General features: G+C 63.8%; 20 protein-coding genes. 7 read left to right on the forward strand and 13 right to left on the reverse strand.

Annotation, left to right across the window (positions count from 1 at the left end):
- Window positions 1-3: 3 nt before the first annotated feature.
- The 6 genes from GD606_RS05005 to GD606_RS05030 all read right to left on the reverse strand — a co-directional run bounded on the left by GD606_RS05005 (window position 4) and on the right by GD606_RS05030 (window position 8,817).
- Window positions 4-999 carry a SurA N-terminal domain-containing protein gene (locus GD606_RS05005; RefSeq protein WP_163300688.1) on the reverse strand — a complete coding sequence of 332 codons (996 nt, stop codon included), beginning with the start codon at window positions 997-999 and terminating at the stop codon, window positions 4-6.
- Between the two features lie 192 nt (window positions 1,000-1,191).
- A complete protein-coding gene (locus tag GD606_RS05010; RefSeq protein WP_163300687.1) occupies window positions 1,192-2,880 on the reverse strand; it encodes a peptidylprolyl isomerase in 1,689 nt (562 codons plus the stop codon).
- A 5-nt stretch (window positions 2,881-2,885) separates the two neighbouring features.
- Entirely contained in the window at window positions 2,886-6,353 is a 3,468-nt protein-coding gene (gene mfd / locus GD606_RS05015) for a transcription-repair coupling factor (protein WP_246298980.1), read from the reverse strand.
- 141 nt (window positions 6,354-6,494) lie between these two features.
- Window positions 6,495-6,971 (reverse strand): chemotaxis protein CheW, encoded by a 477-nt coding sequence (locus GD606_RS05020; protein ID WP_163300686.1) that lies wholly within the window; start codon window positions 6,969-6,971, stop codon window positions 6,495-6,497.
- Between the two features lie 121 nt (window positions 6,972-7,092).
- A complete protein-coding gene (locus tag GD606_RS05025; protein WP_246298981.1) occupies window positions 7,093-7,572 on the reverse strand; it encodes a MamS/MamX family magnetosome protein in 480 nt (159 codons plus the stop codon).
- A 45-nt stretch (window positions 7,573-7,617) separates the two neighbouring features.
- Window positions 7,618-8,817 carry an aminopeptidase gene (locus GD606_RS05030; RefSeq protein WP_163300685.1) on the reverse strand — a complete coding sequence of 400 codons (1,200 nt, stop codon included), beginning with the start codon at window positions 8,815-8,817 and terminating at the stop codon, window positions 7,618-7,620.
- Between the two features lie 156 nt (window positions 8,818-8,973).
- Here GD606_RS05030 and GD606_RS05035 point away from each other — a divergent pair, with 156 nt between their 5' ends.
- Window positions 8,974-10,131 carry a two-component system sensor histidine kinase NtrB gene (locus GD606_RS05035; RefSeq protein ID WP_163300684.1) on the forward strand — a complete coding sequence of 386 codons (1,158 nt, stop codon included), beginning with the start codon at window positions 8,974-8,976 and terminating at the stop codon, window positions 10,129-10,131.
- Between the two features lie 268 nt (window positions 10,132-10,399).
- Window positions 10,400-10,618 (forward strand): translation initiation factor IF-1, encoded by a 219-nt coding sequence (gene infA, locus GD606_RS05040; RefSeq protein WP_163300683.1) that lies wholly within the window; start codon window positions 10,400-10,402, stop codon window positions 10,616-10,618.
- 60 nt (window positions 10,619-10,678) lie between these two features.
- Here the strand turns inward: infA and GD606_RS05045 are convergent, their stop codons facing one another.
- The gene (locus tag GD606_RS05045; RefSeq protein WP_163300682.1) at window positions 10,679-12,286 is read right to left on the reverse strand and encodes an MBL fold metallo-hydrolase RNA specificity domain-containing protein; all 1,608 of its coding nucleotides are present in this window, start codon (window positions 12,284-12,286) and stop codon (window positions 10,679-10,681) included.
- A gap of 193 nt (window positions 12,287-12,479) precedes the next feature.
- Here GD606_RS05045 and GD606_RS05050 point away from each other — a divergent pair, with 193 nt between their 5' ends.
- Both GD606_RS05050 and GD606_RS05055 read left to right on the forward strand, forming a co-directional pair.
- Window positions 12,480-13,136, forward strand: coding sequence for an LOG family protein (locus tag GD606_RS05050; protein ID WP_163300681.1), 657 nt, complete (start codon window positions 12,480-12,482; stop codon window positions 13,134-13,136).
- A gap of 8 nt (window positions 13,137-13,144) precedes the next feature.
- Window positions 13,145-13,639, forward strand: coding sequence for a GNAT family N-acetyltransferase (locus GD606_RS05055; RefSeq protein WP_163300680.1), 495 nt, complete (start codon window positions 13,145-13,147; stop codon window positions 13,637-13,639).
- Here GD606_RS05055 and uvrC read toward each other — a convergent pair.
- The 6 genes from uvrC to GD606_RS05085 all read right to left on the reverse strand — a co-directional run bounded on the left by uvrC (window position 13,609) and on the right by GD606_RS05085 (window position 19,082).
- Window positions 13,609-15,591 (reverse strand): excinuclease ABC subunit UvrC, encoded by a 1,983-nt coding sequence (gene uvrC / locus GD606_RS05060; RefSeq protein ID WP_163300679.1) that lies wholly within the window; start codon window positions 15,589-15,591, stop codon window positions 13,609-13,611. The genes GD606_RS05055 and uvrC overlap by 31 nt on opposite strands.
- 28 nt (window positions 15,592-15,619) lie before the next feature.
- Window positions 15,620-16,156 carry a GDSL-type esterase/lipase family protein gene (locus GD606_RS05065; RefSeq protein WP_163300678.1) on the reverse strand — a complete coding sequence of 179 codons (537 nt, stop codon included), beginning with the start codon at window positions 16,154-16,156 and terminating at the stop codon, window positions 15,620-15,622.
- 244 nt (window positions 16,157-16,400) lie between these two features.
- Window positions 16,401-17,045 carry a fructose-6-phosphate aldolase gene (gene fsa, locus GD606_RS05070; RefSeq protein WP_163300677.1) on the reverse strand — a complete coding sequence of 215 codons (645 nt, stop codon included), beginning with the start codon at window positions 17,043-17,045 and terminating at the stop codon, window positions 16,401-16,403.
- Between the two features lie 31 nt (window positions 17,046-17,076).
- Window positions 17,077-17,379, reverse strand: coding sequence for a transcriptional regulator (locus GD606_RS05075; protein ID WP_163300676.1), 303 nt, complete (start codon window positions 17,377-17,379; stop codon window positions 17,077-17,079).
- Between the two features lie 33 nt (window positions 17,380-17,412).
- Window positions 17,413-17,904: a 2-amino-4-hydroxy-6-hydroxymethyldihydropteridine diphosphokinase gene (gene folK / locus GD606_RS05080; RefSeq protein ID WP_163300675.1), complete on the reverse strand. Its 492-nt coding sequence runs from the start codon at window positions 17,902-17,904 to the stop codon at window positions 17,413-17,415.
- 11 nt (window positions 17,905-17,915) lie between these two features.
- Window positions 17,916-19,082, reverse strand: coding sequence for an LL-diaminopimelate aminotransferase (locus GD606_RS05085; RefSeq protein ID WP_163300674.1), 1,167 nt, complete (start codon window positions 19,080-19,082; stop codon window positions 17,916-17,918).
- A 101-nt stretch (window positions 19,083-19,183) separates the two neighbouring features.
- Between GD606_RS05085 and xerD the strand changes: the two genes are divergently transcribed.
- The 3 genes from xerD to hisD all read left to right on the forward strand — a co-directional run bounded on the left by xerD (window position 19,184) and on the right by hisD (window position 24,243).
- Window positions 19,184-20,131: a site-specific tyrosine recombinase XerD gene (gene xerD / locus GD606_RS05090; protein WP_163300716.1), complete on the forward strand. Its 948-nt coding sequence runs from the start codon at window positions 19,184-19,186 to the stop codon at window positions 20,129-20,131.
- Window positions 20,128-22,842 (forward strand): CBS domain-containing protein, encoded by a 2,715-nt coding sequence (locus tag GD606_RS05095; protein WP_176629221.1) that lies wholly within the window; start codon window positions 20,128-20,130, stop codon window positions 22,840-22,842. Before xerD ends, GD606_RS05095 begins: the two co-directional genes overlap by 4 nt.
- A gap of 90 nt (window positions 22,843-22,932) precedes the next feature.
- Entirely contained in the window at window positions 22,933-24,243 is a 1,311-nt protein-coding gene (gene hisD / locus GD606_RS05100) for a histidinol dehydrogenase (protein ID WP_163300673.1), read from the forward strand.

Genomic DNA, 24,243 nt, shown 5'->3' on the forward strand with positions numbered 1-24,243 from the left:
GCGCTACAGGCGGAGATCGACGACCGCCTTGGTGCGCAATGTATTCATATATTCCTGAAAAAGCTTCTCAAACTTGGTCCGAAACAGCATTTCATACACCTGGCCGCGCGCCTGCTCGAACGATTTGGACGAACTCGCGGGAGCAGGAGCGGCGTCGGCCGCCGCCGGGGCGTCGGACGTGGCCTTGCGAATAAGCAGCACGGCCTTTCCCTCCAGGGGAACCGGCTTGGTGACCTGCCCGGCTGGCGCGTCCTGCAGCGCCTTGCGCAGGGGCGGGGCCAGATCATCGGCAGACACGTCTCCGCCAAGGTCTCCCCCCTGCTCCTTTCCCGGGCCGATGGAAAATTTCCGGGCCGCATCCGCAAAAGACAGTTGCCCCGAGGCGATCTTTTGCCGCAGGGACTCGGCCTCGGCCATGCTGCCGACCATGATGAACCCGATGGCCCCCGGAGTCCGGCGGGCCAGGTTGGCCTTGGGATCAGGGATGTTTCCCCCCACCTGGTCGTAATACTGGCGCACTTCCTCGTCTGTGACCAAAATCCGCTTGTTGACCATATATCCGAGCAACTGGTGCTTGATGGCCTCTGTCTCCAAGCTTTTCTCAAACTCCTGCCGCGTCAGTCCTTCCTGGGCGAGCTGCTTCCGGAACTGCTCTTCGTTCATGCCGTTTTGCTTTTTCAATTCATTGATCTTCGTCGCGATTTCCGTCTCCGAGACGGTAATCCCGAGTTTTTCCGCCGCCTGTTTGATCAGGATGTCGTTGATCATGGAGTCCAGGACACGCTTTTGCAGCTCGATGTACTCCGGATCATTTTGTGAAATGCTGATTCCCTGGGCCTGGGCCAGCATTTTATTGAGTTTTTCGTTAAGTTCAAAAAGGGTGATGAGCTGGCCGTTGACCACAGCCACCACTCTATCGACAAGTTCGACGGCGTGGCTCTGTGCCGAGCAGATGAAGAGGCACAGGGCGATCACAAGGGAGGAGAACGCGCGGGACAAAGTATCCTCCGGCAGGCCGGGCTTTCCGGCTTCGGATGAAGGTTTGCACAATATAAAAAACGGGCAATGACGATATGCCCCTTGCCTCGCCTGGCGTCCGCCCCTGCGGACACGTTTCCCGGTTCAGCTATAGACGCTTTTGGCTGGACAGGCAATCCGCTCCCGCACACCTTCCGCGCCTGATGTGCAACCTCATGGGAAATCCATGGTTTTCACCTCGCGGGCCGAGGATTCCACGCGTTCCTGGCGATCCCGGAAACGATAGGTGATGTCGCTGGGGCTGCCGAAACGCACGGACAATCTGTCCTTGAAGGAAACCACATGGTTCTTTCCGCCCTTGATGTACACCAGGTCTTCTTTTCCGTCATCGACCTTGAAAATGAGCCAACTGGCCTTGTTGGCCAAAAATTCCACTTCCCCCGGCCCTGAGGGAACCACCTGCGCCGCCGCCCCGGCGGCCCCATCCGTCGAAGTGGCCTGGACCGGGTCGGTCGTCGGCTCGACAGTTCCGGCCTGCGGGGACGCCACGGCGGCAACATCCGGGACGGACGATCCGGCGGCGGGAGTTCCGGCGGCGGGAGTTCCGGCGGCGGGTTGCGCCGGGCTTTGCTCGGAAGGCGAATCCGTCGGGACCGGGGTTGCGAGGGGCAGATCGGCGGCCGTCTCTCCCGGGCCTTCACGTCCGGGCACCACGCGGACGACCTCCTGCCGGTCGCCTTGAGCCGGGGACGCCGCAGAAGGTGTGGCGGCGGCAGACGGCCCGGCGGGCCCGTCTTTTTCCGGCCCCGGTTTCACGCCGTCCGGCCCCTGCCGGTCGGCGAACCGATCCGCAAAGGATTTCGACACCTGGCCGGTATCGGCCAACTCTGCGGCATGCTCGCCTTTTCCACCCCCAACGCCGGGAAATTCCTTCTCCAGGATGTCCGGCGACGGAGCCTCCGAAACCGGGATATCGCCATTGTCCACAAGATGCGCGCTGACCCGGATGTCTGCGGCGGCGACTGCCCCGGCCAGCCATGCGGAAAACGCCTCGTTGCGTTTTTTCTCCGCCAGGGCCTTTTCCACCAACGGATAGGCGGTGGCCGGGTCCAGAGTGAACGCCGGGGTCTCCCCAACCAGGACCAGGGCCATGGCCTCCCGCTTTTCCTGGACCACCGGGCTGGCCTGACCGGGTTGAAGCTTCCCCAGAAGGGCCCGCCACGCCTCGGGAATCAACTCCCGGGGAAGGCGCACCTCCTGGATGGAGGCCGCATCCGGGGTCGGCTCCCGGGGAAATGTCCGCCCGGAATCCCGCTCACGCAGGGCCTCGGCCACACGCTTTTTGTCCGGCCCGCGCACCAAGAGAAAGGTCACCAAGGCCGGGCGTTGGAACTGCGCCACATGTTCCTTGTAATAATCGGCGGCCTCCTGCACCTCGACCCTGGCCTGGTCCTTGAGGATCATGCTTACGAATTTGTCCATGACCGCCCGGGTCAGCAGGCTCTCGCGCCACTTTTGCGGATCGATGTTCTCCTCGAAGAGCATGCGGTCAAAGAGCTCTCCCGGGTAATCGGCCCGTATCTCCGCCTCCAGGCGGGCCAGATCCTCGTCCGTGACCGCCCCCCCGGCCTTTTGCAACTCCTCAAGCATCAGTTCGCGGATGATCAGGTCGGCCATGATCCGGCCGTAATCCCGGCGCAGCCCTTCCACCGAAGGGTTTTCCGTGGCCACAAGGCCCATGCCGCGCAAATCGTGGTTGAATTCGAGCTGCCCGAGGGTCACGGGGCGGCCGTTGACCGTGGCCACCACCCCGGGTGGTTCCGCTTTCCGGTCGCAGGCCCACAGCAGGGCCATGACGAATAAAAGGGCCGGGAAGAGAATGTATCGGGGAGAAAACGTCATGATGTTCACTTTCCATCCGGACTTGCGGCGCATAGCGTGGCCAATTCCCGGGCCGCCTCGGCCAGTCCGGCGCGAAGGCCGCCCTCGGAAAGGCGCATCTCCAGTTTCGCCGGGGGCACAAGCCTCGCCCTGGCGCCGTGGGCATTGACAAAGGCCACCAGATTTTCGGCCGAAACCGCCCCCACCGCACCCGGTCGCGTTTCCCAGGACAGGGACAGTTTGGACGCGGTCACTTCGGCACGGGCCACCTGGAGCCTGGCCAGAACCTGCTTGAGGGCCAAAACGGAGATGAAGTTCTCCACCTCCTCGGGCAAGGCCCCGAAACGGTCGCGCATTTCAGCGGCCATCTCGGCCAGACCCGATTCATTGTGTGCCGTGGAAAGGGCTTTGTAAAGACGCAACCGATCCTTGGGGTCGGACACGTAACCTTCCGGGATGCGGGCCGACACGGCTATGGTCAATTCCGGGTCCGTGCGCTCGTTTTGCGGTTCCCCGCGCAGCCGTTTGATCTCATCATCGAGCATCTCCAGGAACATGTCCAGGCCGATCCGCGAAATCTGCCCGGACTGCACCTCGCCCAGGATGTTGCCCGCGCCGCGCAGCCGCAAGTCCTCCATGGCCACCTGGAAGCCCGCCCCCAGAAAGTCCATGTCCTGGATGATCCGCAGCCTTTTCCGGGCCACTTCCGGGATGCCGTCCAGGGAGGGAACCACAAAATAGGCATAGGCCTGAAGCGACGAGCGTCCCACCCGGCCGCGCAACTGGTAGAGTTGGCCCAGGCCGAACATCTGGGCCTGGTCCACCACCAGGGTGTTGGCCCGGGGAAAATCCAGTCCCGATTCGATGATGGCCGTACACACCAAAACATCGATCTCGCCATGCCAAAATTCGTGCATGGCCTTTTCCAGGGCCCCCTCGGCCATCTGGCCGTGGGCCATGGTCACCCGGGCCTCGGGGACCAACCTTCTGACGAAGGCCGCCGTCTCCTCCAGGCCGCGCACCCGGTTGTGCACCCAAAACACCTGGCCCTGGCGTTCCAGTTCGCGGCGCACCACGGAACGCAGGAAATCCGAATCCCGCTCCACCAGAAGCGTCTCCACGGCCTTGCGCTCGGGGGGCGGCGTCTCGATGACGCTTAGGCCCCGGATGCCGGAAAGCGACAGTTGCAGGGTGCGGGGGATGGGGGTCGCCGTGAGCGTCAGGACGTCGATGTTTTTGCGCAGGGCCTTGAGCTTTTCCTTGTGCTTGACCCCGAAACGCTGCTCCTCGTCCAGGATGAGAAGCCCGAGTGCCGGGGCCTCCACATCTTTCGACAGCAGGCGGTGGGTGCCGATCAGGATGTCGATTTCCCCTCTCCTGACCCCTTCCGTCACCACCTTCTGGCGTTTTGGCGGCACAAAACGGCTGAGCATTCCCACCCTGACCGGAAAATCCCCCAGGCGCTTGCTGAAGTTCTGAAAATGCTGTTCGGCCAGGACCGTGGTGGGACACAGCATGACCACCTGCTTGCCGTCGAGCACGGCCCGGAAGGCCGCGCGCAGGGCCACCTCGGTCTTGCCGAAGCCCACATCGCCGCAGACCAGGCGGTCCATGGGCTCGGGGCGTTCCATGTCGGCCAAAACGTCGGCAATGGCCTTTTCCTGGTCCGGGGTCTCCTCGAAACCGAATCCGGCCTCGAACTCCCAGTACAGTTCGTTGAGCGGCCCGTAGGCATAGCCCTTGGCGACCTTGCGAAAGGCGTACATCTCCACCAGATCCCGGGCGATCTTCTCAATGGCCTTTTTGGCCTTTTCCCGGCCGAGCTTCCAGCGGTTGCCGCCCAGGCGGTCCAGGGCTGGATCGATCCCGTCGGGCCCCTTGAACTTCTGGATGAGCGATATCCGGTCCACGGGCACGTACAAGCGGTCCTCGCCGTCGAAATGCAGCAAAAGGTAGTCCCCGCCCGCGCTGTCCACGGTCATCCGGGCCAATCCGTCGAAACGGGCCAGTCCGTAGTCGCGGTGAACCACCAGATCCCCCGAGGCGATCTCGTCCTGGGAGGCGATCCCCTTGAACCCGCGCACCCTGGAGGCCCGTCCGGACTCCTCCCCGCCCTCGGGGCGCAGCACATCCTCGGACAGGATCAGCGTCCGGTTCCAGGTCAATTCCATGCCCTGGCGAAGCGGTGACACCAGGGCGAAAAGCCCCGTGCTGCCGGGGTGGTACTGGGTGGAGAGGGAGATGCCCTCATGTTCGATCATTTTCAAAAACTTGGTGCGCGAGCGTTCCCCATGAAACGACAGCACCACCTGGCGTTTGGACACGGCCCAGTCCCGCAGACCGGACATGAGCGCCGACCACGGGCGCTTGTCCTCCCCGGGTTTCCAGAACAGGTCCGAAAACCGCTCCAGGCCCTTCTCCGGCATGTCCGGGCCATGTTTGCCGTGCCCCAGCACCAGATCCTCGAAGAGCACCTGGCGTCCGGCCAGCCACATCTTGCGGGCCATGCCTCCGGGCCAGCACAGCCGGGGCCCGGGCCAGCCGAATCCCCGCTGAGCGGTCTCGGCCTCCAAAAACTGCTTCCAGCCGAATTCCACCTCTTCCAGGCGGGAGCGCATGCGCGAGGCGTCATAAAGCATGTACACGGCGTCCTTGGGCAGATGATCCGTCAAGGACGAGGGTTTTTCATAAAAAAGGCCGGGCCAGATGGTCCCGTCCCCGGAGTCGAGCTTGTTCTCCAGGGCCGCCTTGGCCTCCCGGCGCAATTCGCCGGTCACGGCCATGGATTCCCACAGTTCCCCGGCAACGGCGCGCGAGGCGTCAGTGAGCACGGCCGGGGCCACGGGCAAAAGCCGCATGTGCGGCAGTTCGGCCTGGGAACGCTGGGTGGTGGGATCAAAGGTGCGGATATATTCGATGGTGTCGCCGAAAAATTCAAAACGCAGGGGCAAGGCGTACCCTGGGGCGAAGATGTCCAACACGTCGCCGCGCACAGCCACCTCGCCCGGCGACTCCACCATGGGCTGGCGGCGATAGCCCCACAGGGCGGCCTGCTCCAAAAGGAGCTCCCGGGACATGTCCTCCCCGACCGCAAGCTCGATGGAGCTTTCCTCGATCACCTGCCTGGGCGGCCATTTGGGCAACAGGTTGTCCACGGTGAAAAGACACAGGCGAGGCTTTGCCGTGGCGGTCGCGAAATTGAGAAAGGCAAACCGCGCGGCCCAGGCCGAAAGGGACGGGGCGGCCGGAGGGAAGGTCGGCAGGGCCTGCCAGGGGGCCTCGGACAAGGGATCGTCGACCGGAGACAAGAGCAGGGAAAAGAGGGACTTGAGCCGGGCCAGCTCCGGCGCTCCCGGGACGATGACCACCACGGACGACCCTGACGCCAGCATGTCGGCGGCCAGAAAGGCCAGGGTGCCGGGGCCGCTTTTGTACACCCCAAGCGAACTCCCCCGGCCATTCAAAAAATCTTTGATCTCGGACGGATACTGCAAAATTCCCGCACTCCTTCGGGCAACAAGATGAAAGGCCGCCGTCGCGAAAAACGACGGCGGCCATACTCTCGATGAAAACGAAAGCCCCGGGACAGGGCCATACTCGGCGCGCGGTGGCGACGCAACAGGAAACGCCGGAAACTAGATGCCCGTCAGGACATCGCGCTCTTCGCCGGACAAGAGGCGGTCCAGATCAAGCAGGATCAGCAGACGATCTTCCAGCTTGCCCACGCCGCTGATGTATTCCGATTCGAGGCCGGAAACCACGGGAGGCGGCGGCTCAACCGTGTTGGAGGGGATGCGCAGCACCTCGGACACGGAATCCACCACAAATCCCACGATCATGTTGTTGATCTCGATGACGATGATCCGGGTGTGCTTGTCGTGGTCCCTGGTGCTCAGGCCGAAACGCTTCCGCAGGTCGATGATAGGGATGACCTTTCCGCGGAGGTTGATGACCCCCTCCACAAAATCCGGAGCGCGAGGCACCTTGGTAATCTCCATCATCCGGATGATCTCCTGGACTTTCAGGATATCCACTCCGAATTCTTCCTCACCGATGCTAAACGTCACAAGCTGCATCAGTTCGGCGTCCTGCTTCTTCTGGGTTTCATCCATGGGGTATCCCCTTCTCCGGATTACCGGCGCATGCGCCGTTCATGCAAACTGATCCCGAAGCCTCGACTCACATACTCCTAGCCCGTTTTATGATCCCTGGCAATGCTTGGAGGCCCAAAAATCACTGCCCGGAACGCTCCTTGGCCAATTCCTCCGGGGACATGCTCCAGAAGGGAAAACCGTCCTTGGTGCGGCGCACCTTGAGTTCCACATCCTCGGCCTTTTTGATCTTGATGGCCAGGATGACGTCTTTGCCGTCCACCTCGGCCCAGGCCCCGACCACCTTGACCATGTCCCCTTCCTTGAGCCCTATCCCGGACAAATCCACGGCGGACTTCGGCCCCAGATGTACGGTCTCCTTGTGCTTGTCCTTTTTGTCCTCAATGAGCAGGCCGATCCCCGGGGCCATGCCCGGCATGGGCACGATTTCGGTGATCTCGAGCACCCTGCCCTTGAACGAATCGGATTCGCTGACATCAAAGAGCTTGTCGTAGACGCCGCCCTTCTCCCATCCGGCGATCCCGGGGTCTGCGGCGTGGACCGCCACTCCGACCAGGAAAAACAGCATCGCCGCAAAAAGGCCTGTCGCCGCGCGCATCATCGTGGACCTCCCGTGCCCTGGGCCGTCGCCGCACCCGGGGTGTTCCTAATTTTTAAAGAATCCGTCCTCATAGACGGTAACGGCCGATCCGTCCGGCATGACGGCCCGAACCCGTTTTTTTTCCGTGTTGACCAGATCCCAGTGCAAGGCCGAGTCGTTAAACCCCAATTCCGCCTTCCGCTCGGCCGTCAATTCCGCAGGATTGCCGTCGTAAGTGTCGGAATAGGAGCTTCCCACGGCGATGTGGCAGTTTCCCCACGCGCCGCCGAAATTCTCGTCAAACAGGGTGTTGGCCATGAAGGTGTCGATTTTGGAGAACCGCTTGTCGGTCAGGGAGAACTCCCCAATACGGCAGGCCCCCTTGTCCATGGCCAGTTGCTTGGCCACGAAGGCCGCCCCTTCCTCGGCCTGGGAGGAGACGGCCTCGCCGTCCCGAAATTCCAGGCGCACCCCGCGCACGTAGTTGCCGCTGCGATACGACGGCTGGTCGGCATAATAGACCCCCTGCACGCCGCGCCAGTCCGGGGACAGAAAAAGCTCGAAGCTGGGGATGTTGTGGCCGGAAATGCCTATCCAGCGCCTTTTCTCCCCCGGGGTGACCTTCAAATCCACATGTTCCGACTCCACATGGTAATGGGCGGGTTTTATGGAATTGAGCCAGGCCTTGATCTCTGCGGCCTCGGCGTACAGGGTCTTCCATTTGCCCACCGGATCGGCCTCTTTCAGGAAGCAGGCCTTTTTGATCTGGTCGGCGTACTGCTTGACGGACAGACCGGCCTTGGCCGCCAGTTCCGGGGTGGGATGCATGCACAGGGTCCAGCCGAAATCCCCAGCCTCCTCCCGGCCCACCAGGATGTCGCGCAGGGGTTTGCGGGCCACGGCGGCCTTGGCGATGCGCTTGGGGTCGATGTCGCTTAAGTGGGTCAGGGATTCCGGGGCCAGGACATGGATGGCCCCGTTCAAGTTCTCGTTGAGCGTGGCCTGGCCGGGAACCTGGAAGACCAGTTGGCCCTCGTCGGCCTTGGCGTAGAAGGCGTGCTCCATGCGGAAGGTCGGGATCATGCGGGCCACGGGATGCATGCCCCGGTCCATGATCCGGGCGAACAGGGCCTCGGCCAGGGTCACGGCGGCCAGGTCGTACTGCAATAAAATCACGTCGCCGGCGTGAAATCCCGAGAGCCGGGAGGTATCCAGGCCCCACATGAGCACATCGGCGTATTTTTCAATCTGGGTCTGCGTGAACACTCGGTTCTCCATTTTTCTTCGTATTCTATCCTGAACATGTCCGGGCATCAAGAGGCCGCCCCCTCTTGCATTCGTCACCCGGCCGTAACCTGCCTATCGGATACTGACGGCCGGTCTCAACCAGGACCGGCCCATTCCGGCATCAAGGACCACGGCATGCTCGTCTTCGCCCAATCCGGCTATTTTCATGACCTGCTGGACAGCTTCGCCCTGGGGGTGGTCATCTTAAACGCCCGGGGACGCGTCTATGCCGCCAACACGGCCGCCGCCGCCTTGCTCGGCCACTCCCGGGAAGAGCTTCTCTCCGATCCGGCCGTGGCGGCGGACGTCTTTCGCCGGACGGACAATCCCAAGGCCCTGCGCCGCTATCTGCGCACGGCCCTGCGGCGCGAACATCCCGGCGGCCCGCTTCGTCTGCAGTACCGGGCCCTGGACGGGACGTCCCTGCACCTGTCCCTGACCTTCTCCCATCTTGTGGAGAACGAGAAGGTCTTCGGGGTCATGCTCCAGATCACGGACGTGACCGAGATCATGACCCTGCATGAGCGGGAACGCCGCATCCTGGACGAAAAATACCGCGTGGAACGCGAGCGGGTGGAGAGCCTGCGGGCCCTGTCCTCGGCCGTGGCCCACCAGTTGCGCAACCCGGCCATGTCCATCGGCGGGCTGACGGGCCTTTTGCTCAAAAAAAGCCCTCCGGACGACCCGGCGCGACCCTTTCTTCAGGCTGTTCTGGAAGAGTCCAAACGGCTTGAGGCCATCGTGGCCGCCGTGGGCGAGGCCACCCTGCCCCTGTCTCCCCAGACGTCCTGCTTCTCCCTGCGAGATCTGGTCCAGTCCAGGCTGGCCCATGTCCGGGCCGTGACCGGGGAACGCGGACTGTCCGCCGTCTGGAACCTGCACGGCGACGATGGCCGCCTGTGCCTGGACGAGTCGCTCTTGGGACAAGCCCTGGACGAGATACTGCTCAACGCGGCCGAGGCCTCACCAAGCGGCGGCCGGGTGGATGTGGCTCTTTCGGCGCACCGTACGGCCGACGGCCACGCCGACCATGCGTCCATCACCGTCCGGGACCAGGGGCCAGGCATCGCGGCGGACATCATCCCCTTTCTGTTCGATCCATTTTTCACCACCAAGGCCGTGGGAGTGGGCATGGGCCTGTGCCGGGCCAGACGCATCATGGCCGCCCTGGACGGCGAGATACGGGTGGACAACCATCCGGACGGCGGGACCGTGGCCATTCTCCAGGTGGCGGGGGCCCCCGCCCCAGACGACGACGCCGATGCCGAGAAGTCCCGGGAAGCTGCCGTCTGAGCCAGGAGACGCCCCACCCGCTCCGCCCCGTCCCGCCCCGCTCCAGTCCGGTCGGCCCGGCTGACAAGTCCACCTGACCGCCCCGGCAGGGGTCGACCACGGGGGGGGCAGGGCGTACCCGGCCATGCCGTCAGGCATCCCTTGCTTTTCTACGCCAAATGGATACAATGCCTCGTTTGAGCCTGACGCTTCTGGTCCAAAGGGATGGGATGCGTCGCGTCTTTGCGCGCCACAGGGGCCTTTCCGACACCAAGCAGAGGGAGAACATATGCCCAAGGAAGATGCGATTGAAGTCGACGGCATCGTCGAAGAGGCGCTGCCAAACGCCATGTTCCGCGTGAAGCTGGAAAACGGCCACGAGGTGCTGGCCCATATTTCCGGGAAAATGCGCAAGTTTTATATCCGCATCCTGCCCGGCGACCGGGTCAAGTGCGAACTGTCGCCCTACGACCTGACCCGGGGACGCATCACCTACCGCCTCAAGTAGCGGCCCCGGACCAGGATCGAAACGCCGCCGGGCCGCGCGCTCCCGGCGTCGGAGAACCCCTCATATCTCCGACAGAAGTTCCGTCAGATCCCTGTTCACCTCCAAAAGCCGCTGCCGCAGATCGGTCTGGTCCGTCCAGGGCTTGGCCGACAGATCGTCCAGGCGTTGGCGCAGAAGCGCAAACTTGCCTTCCGTGTCCGCAAGCAGATACGGCCAGTCGATGCGCGGCCAGGCCTTTTCCGGATCGGCGGCGACCTTGGGCTCCGCCCCGGGTTGCAGGGTATATTCCTCCAGATAGTCGGGAACCCGCACGGACACCTTGTATTTGTCCCGAATGAGCCCGGCCAGGGTGGTCAGGGCCTTTGTCTCGCCGTGGATCAAAAAGATCTCCCTGGTTCCGTCCTTTAAGTGGTCGAGCCATTCCATGATCTGGCTTTGCCCGGCGTGCGAGGAAAAACCGCCGATGGTATAGATTTTGGCGGCCACGGCCACCTCCTCGCCCAGGATGCGGATGAACGGCGCGCCGTCCACGATGCGCCGTCCGGGCGTCCCCATGGCCTGATAGCCCACAAACACGATGCTGGCCCCGGGCCGCCACAGGTTGTGGCGCAGGTGGTGCTTGATGCGTCCGGCGTTGCACATGCCGCTGGCGGAAATGACCACGGCCGGGCCGTCCAGGTCATTGATGGCCCGGGACTGGTCCGTGCTCTGGGTAAAACGCAGATTGGGCAGGGCCAGGGGATCTTCCCCCTTGTCGAGGAAGGCCCGGGTCTGATCGTCCAGATATTCGGGATGGCGGCGAAAGATCTCCGTGGCCTTGATGGCCAGGGGGCTGTCCACGAAAACCGGCATGTCCTCGGGGAGCATGCCCTCCTTGCGCAAAAGATGCAGGCAGAAGATGATCTCCTGGGTGCGCTCCACGGCAAAGGCCGGGATGATGACCTTCTCCCGCAGGCCGTAGCTGCGGGCGATGGCCTCGGCCAGTTCGGCCCGGCTCTGGGTCTCGTTTTTATGGTTGCGGTCGCCGTAGGTGCCTTCCACAAACAGGTAGTCGGCGTGGGCCACGGTGCTGGGGTCGTTGACCAGAAGCTGGTTGGGGCGTCCCAGATCCCCGGAAAAGACCAGCTTGGTCTGCGTGCTGTTTTCCTTGATCCACAGTTCCACGAAGGCCGACCCGAGGATGTGTCCGGCGTCGCTGAAGCGGGCCGTGATCCCCTTTGCCGGGGAAAAGTCCTGGCCGTAGGGCACGGGTTTTAAAAGCGGCATCACGGCCCGGGCGTCGGCCATGGTGTACAGGGGCTCGGCCCGTTTGCCGCCCCGGCGGCGGCTGGTGCGATTTTTCCACTCGGCCTCGGACTCCTGGATGTGGGCGCTGTCGGCCAGCATGATCTCCAGCAGGTCGCGGGTGGGCGGGGTGACGTAGATGGGGCCTGAAAACCCTGTCTTGACCATGCGCGGCAAGAGCCCGGAATGGTCCATATGGGCGTGGGTGATGATGAAAAAATCCATCTGCCCGGGATGGTAGACGGAGGTGTCCAGGTTGCGCCGCTCAATGGCCTCGTTGCCCTGATGCAGGCCGCAGTCGATGGCGAAACGGCTGCCCGCCGCCTCAAGGGCGTGGCAGGAACCGGTGACGGTTCCGGCGGCGCCCAAAAATCTGATCTTCATTCCAGCTCCTTTGACGTCGCCGGACAACCGGCCCGGCGGCTTGAAATGCGTCGGCATTGCAGGCACAATCCCAGGACGTGCTGCAGGACCACGTCGTGGTTTTACAGCCCTGAAGCCTTGTTTTTATCCCAGGCGGCGGGAAATGAAAAGACGCCGTCTTCCCGTCGCGCCACCGCCCAGACAAGGAGAACGCATGAACGGTTCCCGGCAATATCTCATCGACGACCTGTCCATGAAAGAGTCCTGGCGGCTCTTCAAAATCATGGCCGAACTTGTGGACGGCTTCGATTCGTTAAGCGACATCGGCCCGGCCGTCTCCATCTTCGGTTCGGCCCGCATGACCCCCGACGAGCCCCTGTACCAACTGACGGAAAAGCTGGCCGGGCTTCTGGCCAAGACCGGGTACACGGTCATCACCGGCGGCGGCCCGGGACTCATGGAGGCCGCCAACAAGGGGGCGTCTGCGGCCGGAGGCACCTCCGTGGGCCTGCACATCCACCTGCCCTTCGAGCAAAAATACAACCAGTTCCTCAACCTGCGCTGCGACTTCCGCTACTTTTTCGTGCGCAAGGTGATGTTCGTGAAATACGCCATGGCCTATGTGGCCATGCCCGGCGGCTTCGGCACCCTGGACGAGCTCTTCGAGGCGTTGGTGCTCATCCAGACCCACCGCATCAAGCCCTTCCCCATCATCCTCATGGGCTCGGACTACTGGGGCGGGCTCGTGGACTGGCTCAAAAAAGAGGTCATCACCCGCAAATTCCTGGGCGAAGAAGACCTGGACATGTTCCGCGTCTACGATACGCCCGAAGAGGTGGTGGCCTTCATCAAGCGCCACGTCATCATCTGAGGTCCGGTATGGAAACGCACCTGCACATCCGGGACGTCGCCCCGGAAGCAAGCCTGGGCGCTGTCCGGGAGCTTTTCCGGGAATACGCCGCCTCGTTGGGGTTCGGGCTGGAGTTTCAGGACTTTGAAGCGGAACTGGCCGGGCTGCCGGGGCGCTATGCCCCGCCCGGCGGCTGTCTGCTGGTGGCCGAGGCCGGGGACGGCCCGGTGCGCTTCGGGGGCTGCGTGGCCCTGCGCGATCTGGGCCGCGGCGTGTGCGAGATGAAACGACTGTATGTGCGGCCCTGGTTCCGGGGCCAGGGGTTGGGGCGGCGACTGGCCGAGACGGTCATCGCCCGGGCCAAAAACATGGACTACGCCAGCATGCGCCTGGACACCATCGCCACCATGGCCCAGGCCAACGGCCTGTACCAAAGCCTGGGATTTTCCCCCATCCCGGCCTATTGCCCAAATCCCATCCCGGGGGCCCTGTTTTACGAACTGCGCCTGGCGCCCGCCGCCTGAGGGCCGGGGACATTCCCAAACGCCTCCGCAGGGTCGTCCGGCGTCCCCAGTCCCGACAACAGGTCGCTGACCTTCCTGGCCTTGGTGATCCCGAATCCGGGGAGCGCCGCCAGGTCTTCCAGACTGGCCCGGCGCATGGCCGCCACCGTCCCGAAATGCGCAAACAAGAGTTTCGCGGTCTTGGGGCCGACCCCGGGCAGGCTTGCCACCTCGCTTTTCAGGGCCGTCTTTTTGCGCGCCCGGCGTTGCCCGCCCAGGCAAAAGGCATGGGCCGCATCGCGCAGGCGTTGCAGAAACAGCAGTTCCGGGCTGCCCGGGGCCAGGTTCACGGGATTTTTCCGTCTCGGCAAAAACACCCGGTCTTCCATGTCCGCCGCACTGCGGCCGGACTTGGCGATGGAGGCCAGGGGAAAAAGCCCGGCCTGCCCGGCCTCCTCCATGGCCCGTTCCACGGCCCGGATCTGGCCCTTGCCGCCGTCGATGAGCAGCAGATCGGGAAACGGGGCGCCCGAGGCCAGACGCCTGGGCACAAAACTGGCCAGGGAAAGGTAGTCGTCCGAGGAACCCTGAAGCTCCGGAAAGGCGTAGAGGCGGTAATCGGATTTCTTGGGTCGGCCATCCTCGAAGACCACGCACCCCACCCGGACATCCGTGCCGCCCAGATGAGAAACGTCCACGGTCTCGATGCGCCGGGGGGATTCCGCCAGATGCAGGGCCTTGGCCAGCCGGGCGGACATGGCCGCAAAATCCGCCTCCCGGCCCCGCTCGGCAAAGGCCCGGGCCGCGTTGACCTCGGCCAGCTCCATGAGCTTGCGCTCGTTTTTGCCGCGCGGCCCGGCCAGCTTGACCGGAGCGCCGCGCAGATCGGCCAGGGTCTCGGCCGCAAGCTCCCATCCGCCGTCGCCGTCCTCGCCGGGCATGGCAGGCGCGGATACGGCTGCCTCGGGCAAAAGGATGCGCGGCGGCACATAGCTCTCGGCACGGTAAAACTGTCCCAAAACGCCCCGCACGGCCTCGGCCGCATCGGCCGGATCCAGATTCGGCCAGTAGAAATCCCGCTTGTCCAAAAGCCGCCCCTGGCGCACGAAAAGGATGCTGGCCCCCAGCCCCCGGGGGGCCTCCTCGCCGGGCTCGGAACCGTCCCGGGCCTGGGCGCGGCTGCCGCCCGGCCCTGCGGACAGACCCAGCACGTCAAGATCCACCGGGTCCGGCAACACCGCCGCCTGTCCCTCCACGGTCTTTTTCACCGCCCGGATGAGGTCGCGCAGCTTGGCCGCCCGCTCAAAATCCAGATTCTCCGAGGCCATAAGCATCTCCCGCTCAAGCCCTCGCAAAAGCTCGCCCGAACGGCCGGACAAGAAGGCCTCCACCCGGCGCACCAGCTCCATGTATTCGTCCCGGGGCACCTCGTTGACGCACGGGGCCAAACACTGGCCGATGTGCTGGAACAGGCACGGCCTGACCCGGTTGGCCAGGGCCTTGTCGGAACACTTGCGCAGGGGGAAGGCCCGGCCGATCTCCTTCCAGGTACGCCGGGCGGCGGCGGCCGAGGTGAAGGGGCCGAAATAGGCGCTCCCGTCGCGCTCCACCTTGCGGGTAAACGTCAGGCGCGGATAGGCGGCGTTTTTGTCGAGCTTGAAAAGGATGTACTGCTTGTCGTCTTTTAAGACCACGTTGTAGCGCGGCCGGTGCTTCTTGATCAGGCTCGATTCGAGCAAAAGGGCCTCTTTCTCCGTGGCCGTCAAAAGCACATCCACCGCCGCGATGCGGGCCACCAGGGCCCTGGTCTTGGGGGTGTGCCCGGAATCGGCCCGGAAATAGGAGGAAAGCCTGGAGCGCAGGCTTTTGGCCTTGCCCACATAGAGGATTTTCCCCTGCGCCCCCTTCATCAGGTAGACGCCCGGGGAGGCGGGAAAATCCGTGGGCTGGAAGTGAAAGGACCGGGAGCTCATGGCCTTGGGCCGCGACTCCGGGAGGGCCTCACAACTGATTGACGATGAGTTTTTTCCACAGGGAGTAGGCGTTCCGGGTGAGGTGGATGCCGTCTTCGGTGAAGTTGGGGCCGAGCTTGCCGTCGTCGGCCACAAATGCCGGATAAAGATCCAGATATCTCACGAACGAGTTGAATTTTTTGCACATATCCGACAACTTCTGGTTGACGGCCACGATGTCGTCGTTGTTGATGCGCGCCACCCGGGTCGGCAGGATGCTCTGCACGTAGATCTTGGTGTAGGGGGAGACTTCCTGCACGCGCCGGATCATCTTTTCATAGTTCTCCACGATACGCTGCCCGGCCCCGATCTCGTTGACCCCGATCATGAGGAACATTTTCTGGGGTTTGCGCTGGGCGATGGGCTCAATGCGCCCGAGGACATCGGCGCTGGTGGAACTGTCGATGCCCTGGACGTAGACGCGCTCCTGGCCATCGAAGATTTTGTAGTAGTCAAAGCCCCTGGTGAGGCTGTCCCCGCAAAAAACGATCTGGAGGGACAAAAGGAGGGGTACGACAGGATTCATCCGGCAACGGCTCCCTGGTATGGTGTGGTGGAATGCATGGTCGTGGCGAATCCGGTCGGCCGGGTGGAGACTCCAGGGCCGGCTCCGGATTGGCCCGTGGAACATGCGAACGTCATGACAACAGCGTCAGTGATGAAAGTATAGGTCGCCACGGCGGGCTGGTCAAGCCTGGGCCCCGGCAGATTTCATGCGCAGGGCGCGGCCCGGACGGGAAGGGCCGCCCTGGCCGTGGAACAGGAGGCGGCTACTTCTGGACCTTTTCCCAGTCCTTCATGAACGTCTCCAGCCCTTTGTCCGTCAAGGGATGCCGCGACAGCTCCCGGATGACCGCAAACGGAATGGTGGCCACGTCCGCGCCGCACAGGGCGGCCTCCAGCACGTGCAGGGGATGCCGCACGCTGGCCACCAGCACCTGAGCGGCGAAGTCGTAATTTTTGAAGATGGCCACGATCTGCTCCACCACCTCCATGCCGTTTTGCGACAGGGCGTCCAGTCGGCCCACGAAGGGGCTGACGTACGTGGCCCCGGCCTTGGCCGCCAGAAGCGCCTGCAGGGGATGGAAGACCAGGGTGACGTTGGTGTCGATGGCCTGGGCGGTCAGTTCCTTGACCGCCGCCATGCCGTCGAGGGTCATGGGGATCTTGACCACCACGTTGGGGCCGATCTTCACCAGTTCGTTGGCCTCGGCGATCATCTCGGCCGTGGTCTGCCCGATGACCTCCAGGCTCACGGGACCGGGCGTCTCCCGGCATATTTTTTCGGCCAGGGTGCGCCAGTCCCCGGACTCCCGGGAAAAAAGCGTCGGATTGGTGGTCACCCCGTCGATGAGCCCGTAGGCCCGGGCCTGGCGGATCTCGTCCAGGTTGGCGGTATCGAGAAAAAATTTCATGGCCTGTCCTTCACGGTTTCGGAAAAAGGCGTCAGGCGTCCTTTTTGGCGTCCCCGGTCTCGGACCCGACAGACGCCGTGTCGCCCTGCAACATCTTCACGTATTTTTCCCGGCACTCATAGCTGCAAAAATAATGCACCTTGTCGCCCTCGCGCACCCGGATGTCGCCATCCTTGGAGACAAAGGCCCCGCACATGGGATCCTTGACCATTTCCCCGGTGGCCAGCAGGCTTTCCTTGTCCTCTTTCTCCTGGGCTTTCTTGCGCTTCTTGTCTCCCGTGAAAAGCTTCCACAGGATGAATCCGGCCAGGATGAGGATGAGCCATCTATACATAATGCCTTCCTTTTCGTTTCAAAAAAAGACCTCTCACGGACCTTGGAATATGCTATTCCCCTCGATTTTGAAAGGGATTTTCGTAAGCGCCGCGCCGATCCCCTCCCCGTCCGGAAAGACCAGGGCCGGGGCGATGTCGCCAAGCGGAACCAGCACGAAGGCCCGTTGGCGCATGCGCGGGTGCGGCAGGGTCAAGACGTCCGTGTCGCGAAGCGTGGTCCCGAAAAGCAGCAGATCCAGATCGATGGGCCGGGGGCCGAACCGCTCCCGTTGCCCTTGAGACGGTCTGCCCATGGCCGCCTCCACGTCCTGAAGCGCGCCCAATAAGGATTCCGGAGTCCAGGACGGACCAAGGTCCAGGGCCGCCACCCGGTTGTGGAACCAGGGCTGGTCGGCCTTGTCCTGGGGCTCGGTGACATAGCACGGGGAAACCGCCGCGACATGCACGCCGGGCAGTTCCCCCAGTCGGCGAAGGGCCTCGTCCAGGGCGGCCCGGGCATCGCCCTGGTTGGCCCCAAGCCCCACATAGGAGGTGGTTACAGGCTGGCGATCCGTGACAGGGCCTCCTCAAGGCGCTGTTTGCCCACCGTCAGGGCGATGCGGAAAAAGCCCTCGCCGGGCGCGCCGAAGCCGTTGCCCGGGGTGACCACCACGCCGGTGTTTTTGAGCACCCGGGACACGAATCCGGCCGAGGTTTCGCCCGCCGGGACGCGGCACCACAGGTAGAAGGAGGCGTCGGGGGTGCGGCAGTCAAGCCCCATCTTGCGCAGGGCGGGCACGGCCAGATCGCGGCGTTCCTTATAGATGGCCCGGAACGAGGCGGCGTACGGTTCGCCCTGGGTCAGGGCCGCCACCCCGGCCTCCTGCACGGCCTGAAAAATTCCCGAGTCCACGTTTTCCTTGATTTTTCCCAGCCCTTTGACCAGACTTTCGTTGCCAACCGCCATGCCGATGCGCCAGCCGGTCATGTTGTAGGTCTTGGACAGGCTGTGGAACTCAATGGCCACGTCCTTGGCTCCGGGAATCTCGAAGATGGACAGGGGCTTTTTGGCCGCGTCGAAGTACATTTCGGTGTAGGCCGCATCAGAAACCAGGATGGTCCCGGTGTCCCTGGCCTTTTTCACCAGCTTCTCGTAGAATTCGCGGGGAGCCGTGGCCCCGGTGGGGTTGTTGGGATAGTTGACGAAGATGACCTTGGCCCGGTCCCACTGCGCGTCGGAGACGGCGTCCAGGTCCGGCAGAAAGTCGTTATCCGGGGTCAGGGGCAGAATCAGCGACTCCCCCCCGGCAAATCCCGTGGCCACCGGATAGACCGGATAGTTGGGCGAGGCGATAAGCGCCAGATCCCCGGGATCGATGAAGGCCAAGGGAAAATGGGCGATGCCCTCCTTGGACCCGATGAGGCTCACCACCTCGTTGTCCGGGTCCAGGTCCACGCCGAAACGGGTCTTGTACCAGTCGGCCACGGCCTTGCGGAAGGACAGAAGACCCGTATACGAGGGGTATTGATGGTTTTCCGGCTTTTTGGCCGAGGCGTGCAGGGCCTCGATGATGAAATCCGGGGTGGGCAGGTCCGGATCGCCGATGCCCAGGGAGATGATGTCCATGCCCTGGCTTTTCACTTCCGCCTTGAGCCGGTCGATTTCAGCAAAGAGATATGGGGGAAGTTTGGCCACGCGGTCGGCGAGTCGAAACTGGGTCATGCGGTTGCTCCTTTCCAGCGGGATGTCGCGCCCGGTTGCCGGAGAAACAAACAGCCAGCGGCGCGGTGTGGGTTCATAAAAAGAGGTGGCGTCCCGTGTCAATGAAAAGGCGGCCCGGGCCGCCCCCGCCGCACCGTGCGGACGCCCCCGTCGTCCATTCCATGGTGGACCGCTACCTGGAGCATCTCCTGGTCGTGAAGGGCCTTTCCGAAAACAGCCTGTCCGCCTATTCCCTGGACCTGGACGTTTTCCAGCGGTTTCTGACCGAACGCGGCGGCGACATCGAGGCCGTCACCGACGAGACGATCTTTCTTTATCTGTTGCATCTGCGGCAACGCGGCCTGTCCAGCCGGTCCATGGCCCGGCGCCTCTCGGCCCTGCGCGGCTTTTTCGCCTTCGCCGTGGACGAGGGCCTGCTTGCCGAGAGCCCGGCCGCCCTGGTGGAGAGCCCCAAGCTGCCGCGCATGCTGCCCGACGTTCTGACCACGGACGAGGTCGCTGGGCTTTTGGCCGCCCCGGACGTGAACACCCCGCTGGGATTTCGGGACAAGGCCATGCTGGAACTGCTCTACGCCGCCGGGCTGCGGGTCTCGGAACTGGTGACCCTGACGCCGCTTGATTTCGACGCCCAGACCGGGCTTTTAAAAATCTTCGGCAAGGGCTCCAAGGAACGCCTGGTGCCCATCCACTATCTGGCCCAGGACATCTGCATCCGCTACCTGCAAAACGTGCGCGGGGCCTTCAAGCCCGTGGAGCACTTTTTTTTCCTCAACCGCTCGGGCAAGGGCCTGACCCGCCAGGGGGTCTGGAAGCTCATCAAACGCTACGCCCTCCAGGCGGGCATCACCAAGGACATCAGCCCCCACAGCCTGCGCCACTCCTTCGCCACCCACCTCCTGGAAGGCGGCGCGGACCTTCGCACCGTGCAGATCCTGCTGGGCCACGCGGACATCAGCGCCACGGAAATCTATACCCATGTCCAGTCCAAGCGGCTGCTGGCGGTCCACGAGGCCTACCACCCCCGCTCCCGGCTGGGCGGAAAAAAATGAACGCCACCCCTGAAAAAACCATCCCCAAGGACATCCCGATGCCCACAGTGGTCATCACCGGCCACACCAACGCCGACTTCGACTGTCTGGCGGCCATTGTCGCCGCCGGCAAGCTCTATCCCGACGCAACGCTCATTTTTCCCGGCAGCCAGGAAAAAAACCTGCGCCACTTTTTCATCCAAAGCGCCACCTATCTGTATAATTTTAAAAATTTCAAGGATATCGACACCAGTCGGACAACCACCCTGGTCATGGTGGACACCCGCCAGAAAAACCGCGTGCCCCATGTGGCCCCGCTTTTCGACAAGCCGGACCTCGTCATCCACTGCTACGACCACCACCCCGACTCCGACGACGACGTGGTCCCGACCGTCTCCCTGGTCAAGCCCTGGGGCTCCACGGCGGGCATCCTGGTCAAGGAGATCCGCGACCGGGGCCTGACCGTGACCCCGGACGAGGCCACCATCATGGGCCTTGGTATCTATGAGGACACGGGCTCGTTCACCTTCAACTCCACCACCGAGCACGACCTGGCGGCCGCCGCCTGGCTGCGGGCCTCGGGCATGGACGTCAACGTCATCGCCGACCTCATGACCCGGGAACTGAGCAGCGAACAAATCACCATCATGAGCGGGCTCATCGAATCCGCCGCCACCCACGACATCAACGGCGTGGAGGTGGTGGTGGCCGAGGCTTACTGCGAACGCTACGTGGGGGATTTCGCGCTTTTGGTCCACAAGTTCCTGGACATGGAGAACATCCGGGTACTCTTCGCCCTGGGGATGATGAACGACCGGGTGCATCTGGTGGCCCGCTCCCGCAGCCCGGACGTGGACGTGGGCCGCATCTGCGCCTCGCTTGGCGGCGGCGGCCACGCCTACGCGGCCTCGGCCGCAATCAAGAACAAGACCATGACCCAGGTCAAGGAGGAGCTCTTCGCCCTGCTCTATTCCCAGATCAATCCCCAGATACGCATCCGACAGCTCATGAGCCGCCCGGCCATCAGCGTGGCCGAGAACGAGCGTATCGCCCAGGCCGCCGAGATCATGACCCGCTACGGCCTAAAGGCCCTGCCCGTGGTCAGGCCGGGCACCAAGACCTGCGTGGGCGTCCTCGAGCACGACATCATGGACAAGGCCGTCAAGCACGGGCTGGGGGAATTCGCCGTGGACGAATACATGATCCGCGACCCGGCCACGGTTTCGCCGGATACGGACCTCTATCCGCTCATGGAGATCATCCTGGGGAAGCGGCAACGGCTGGCCCCGGTGGTGGAAAACGGGGAACTGGTGGGCGTGGTCACCCGCACGGACCTGGTCAACACCCTGGTCCAGGAACCGGCCCGCATCCCGGAATCGCTTTTGCCCGAGCGCAAGCGGGAGCGAAACATCGCGTCGCTTTTACGCGAAAGGCTGCCCAAGGAGATCTTTACCCTGCTCACGGACATCGGCGAACTCGGCCGGGACAGGGGGCTGGCCGTCTATGTGGTGGGCGGATTCGTGCGCGACCTGCTCCTGCATCAGCCCAATTTCGATGTGGACCTGGTGGTCGAGGGCGACGGCATCGCCTTTGCCGAGGCCATGGCCAAGGCGTTTCACGGCCGGGCCAAGTCCCATCCCAAATTCAAGACCGCCGTGGTGGTCCTGTCTGACGGCAAGCGGATCGACGTGGCCACGGCCCGCCTGGAATATTACGAATACCCGGCCGCCCTGCCCACGGTGGAGCTGTCGTCCATCAAGATGGACCTCTACCGTCGCGACTTCACCATCAACGCCCTGGCCGTACACCTCAATCCCGAACGCTTCGGCGAACTGGCCGATTTTTTCGGGGCCCAGCGCGACATCAAGGATCGCGTGGTGCGCGTGCTGCATTCCTTAAGCTTCGTGGAAGACCCCACCCGCATCCTGCGGGCCATCCGCTTCAGCGAACGCTACGGATTCCGCATCGGCGCGCAGACCGAACGACTCATCAAAAACGCCCTGCAACACAACTTCTTCCACAAGCTCTCCGGGGCGCGCCTGTTCCACGAGATCAGCCTCATCCTCGGGGAGGAAAACCCCCTGTCCTGCCTGCGCCGCATGCAGCAATACAAACTCTTGTCGGCCATCCACCCCCTGCTGGCCCTGGACACAGCCAAGGAAACCCTGCTGACGGCCACGGACAACGTCATCAAGTGGTACCGGCTGCTGTACATGGAACAGGCCCCACGGATCTGGCTGGTCTTTTTCCTGGGCCTGTGCTCCGGACTTGACGACGAACAGTTCGCTACCATCGCCAACCGCCTGGGGTTCACGAAAAAAATGCTGGCGGAACTCGGCAGCCTGCGCCACGCCGTGCGCAAGACCGCCCACCGCCTCTACAACTGGGAATACCTGAAACTCCCCGTCAGCGAACTGTACTTCCTCTTAAACGGCCTCTCCCTGGAGGGCCTTCTCTACCTCATGGCCCGCAATCCCAAAGAATCCATCCAGAAACACATCTCCCTGTACCTGACCAAGCTGTGCGACACCCAGATCGAAATCACCGGCGAGGACTTGCAGATCATGGGCGTGGAGCCCGGCCCGCGCTACGGCCGCATCCTGCGCGCCGTCACCGCCGCCGCCGTGGACGGCGTGGCCGTCAGCCGCGAACGGCAACTGGAGTTGGCCGGACGCCTGGCCCGGGGCGAAATTTCCGACGAGCCGCCCGTGTGGGACGCGCCCGAGGCGTGAATGGGGGCCTGGAGGCCATCCCTCGACATCCCGGGACGTTGTGCGTAAAAAAGCGCCCGTTGCTGATGAAAAAAAGAAAACGAGGTCGAAATGCCCTGTCCTTTGTTTGTGTGTAACAGCCCGGACGCGTTCGGGCCTGTGCTTGACCGTCTGGCCGCCCGCAACGAGCCGCCGCACGGCGAAATCGCCGAACGCACCGCCGCCATCCTGGCCGATGTGGCCGCACGCGGCGACGCGGCGCTCGTGGACTATACCCGGCGCTTCGATTGTCCGGAGTTTACGGAGGCCATGATCCGCGTACCCGAGGCCGACATCGCAGCGGCGGCGGACGCGGTTTCCGCCGACGATCTGGCGATCATCGCCGAGGCCGCAGACAACATCCGGCGGTTCCACGAGGCCCAGGTGCAGCGTTCCTGGTGGATGACCCAGCCCGACGGCACGCTCCTGGGGCGCATGGTTACCCCCGTAGACAGGGCCGGGCTCTACGTCCCCGGAGGAGTCGGCGGCGAGACGCCGCTCATCTCCAGCCTGCTCATGAACGCCATCCCGGCCCAGGTGGCCGGTGTGGCGCGCATCGCCGTGGTCTCGCCGCCCCGAAAGGACGGCTCGCTCAATCCCAACATCCTGGCCGCCGCCCATGTCCTGGGGCTGGCCGAGGTCTACCGGGTGGGCAGCGCCTGGGCCATCGCCGCCCTGGCCCATGGCACGCGGACCATCGCCCCGGCCGATGTCCTGGCCGGGCCCGGCAACATCTACGTGACCACGGCCAAGCGCCTGCTCGTGGGCACGGTGGGCATCGACATGATCGCCGGGCCCAGCGAAATCGTGATCCTGGCCGACGACACGGCCAACCCGGACTGGCTGGCCGCAGACATGCTCTCCCAGGCCGAACACGACCCCCTGGCCGCCTCGGTGTGCCTGACGACCAGCGAGCCGGTGGCCCAGGCCGTGCGCCGCGCCCTTGAAGCGCAGCTTGCCGCCCTGCCCCGCAGCGACATCGCGGCCCGGTCCCTGGCCGATTTCGGGCTCGTGGCCGCCGTGGCCGACCTGGACATGGGAGCCCGGCTGGTCAACCGCATGGCCCCCGAGCACCTGGAACTGGCCGTGGCCGACCCCTTCGCGCTGCTGGGAAAGATCCGCCACGCCGGGGCCATCTTCATGGGGCACATGTCGGCCGAGCCCGTGGGCGACTACTTCGCCGGTCCCAACCATGTGCTGCCCACCATGGGCACGGCCCGATTTTCCTCGGGCCTGTCCGTGGCCGCTTTCTGCAAGGAATCGAGCGTCATCTCCGCCTCGCCGGAATTCGTCCGGAAACACGGCGCGAAGATCGCCCGGCTGGCCCGCCTCGAAGGCCTGGAGGCCCATGCCCGATCCATGGAATGCCGTTTTGTAAAATAA

The sequence above is a fragment of the Desulfolutivibrio sulfodismutans DSM 3696 genome (assembly GCF_013376455.1).
Classification (GTDB): Bacteria; Desulfobacterota; Desulfovibrionia; order Desulfovibrionales; family Desulfovibrionaceae; genus Desulfolutivibrio; species Desulfolutivibrio sulfodismutans.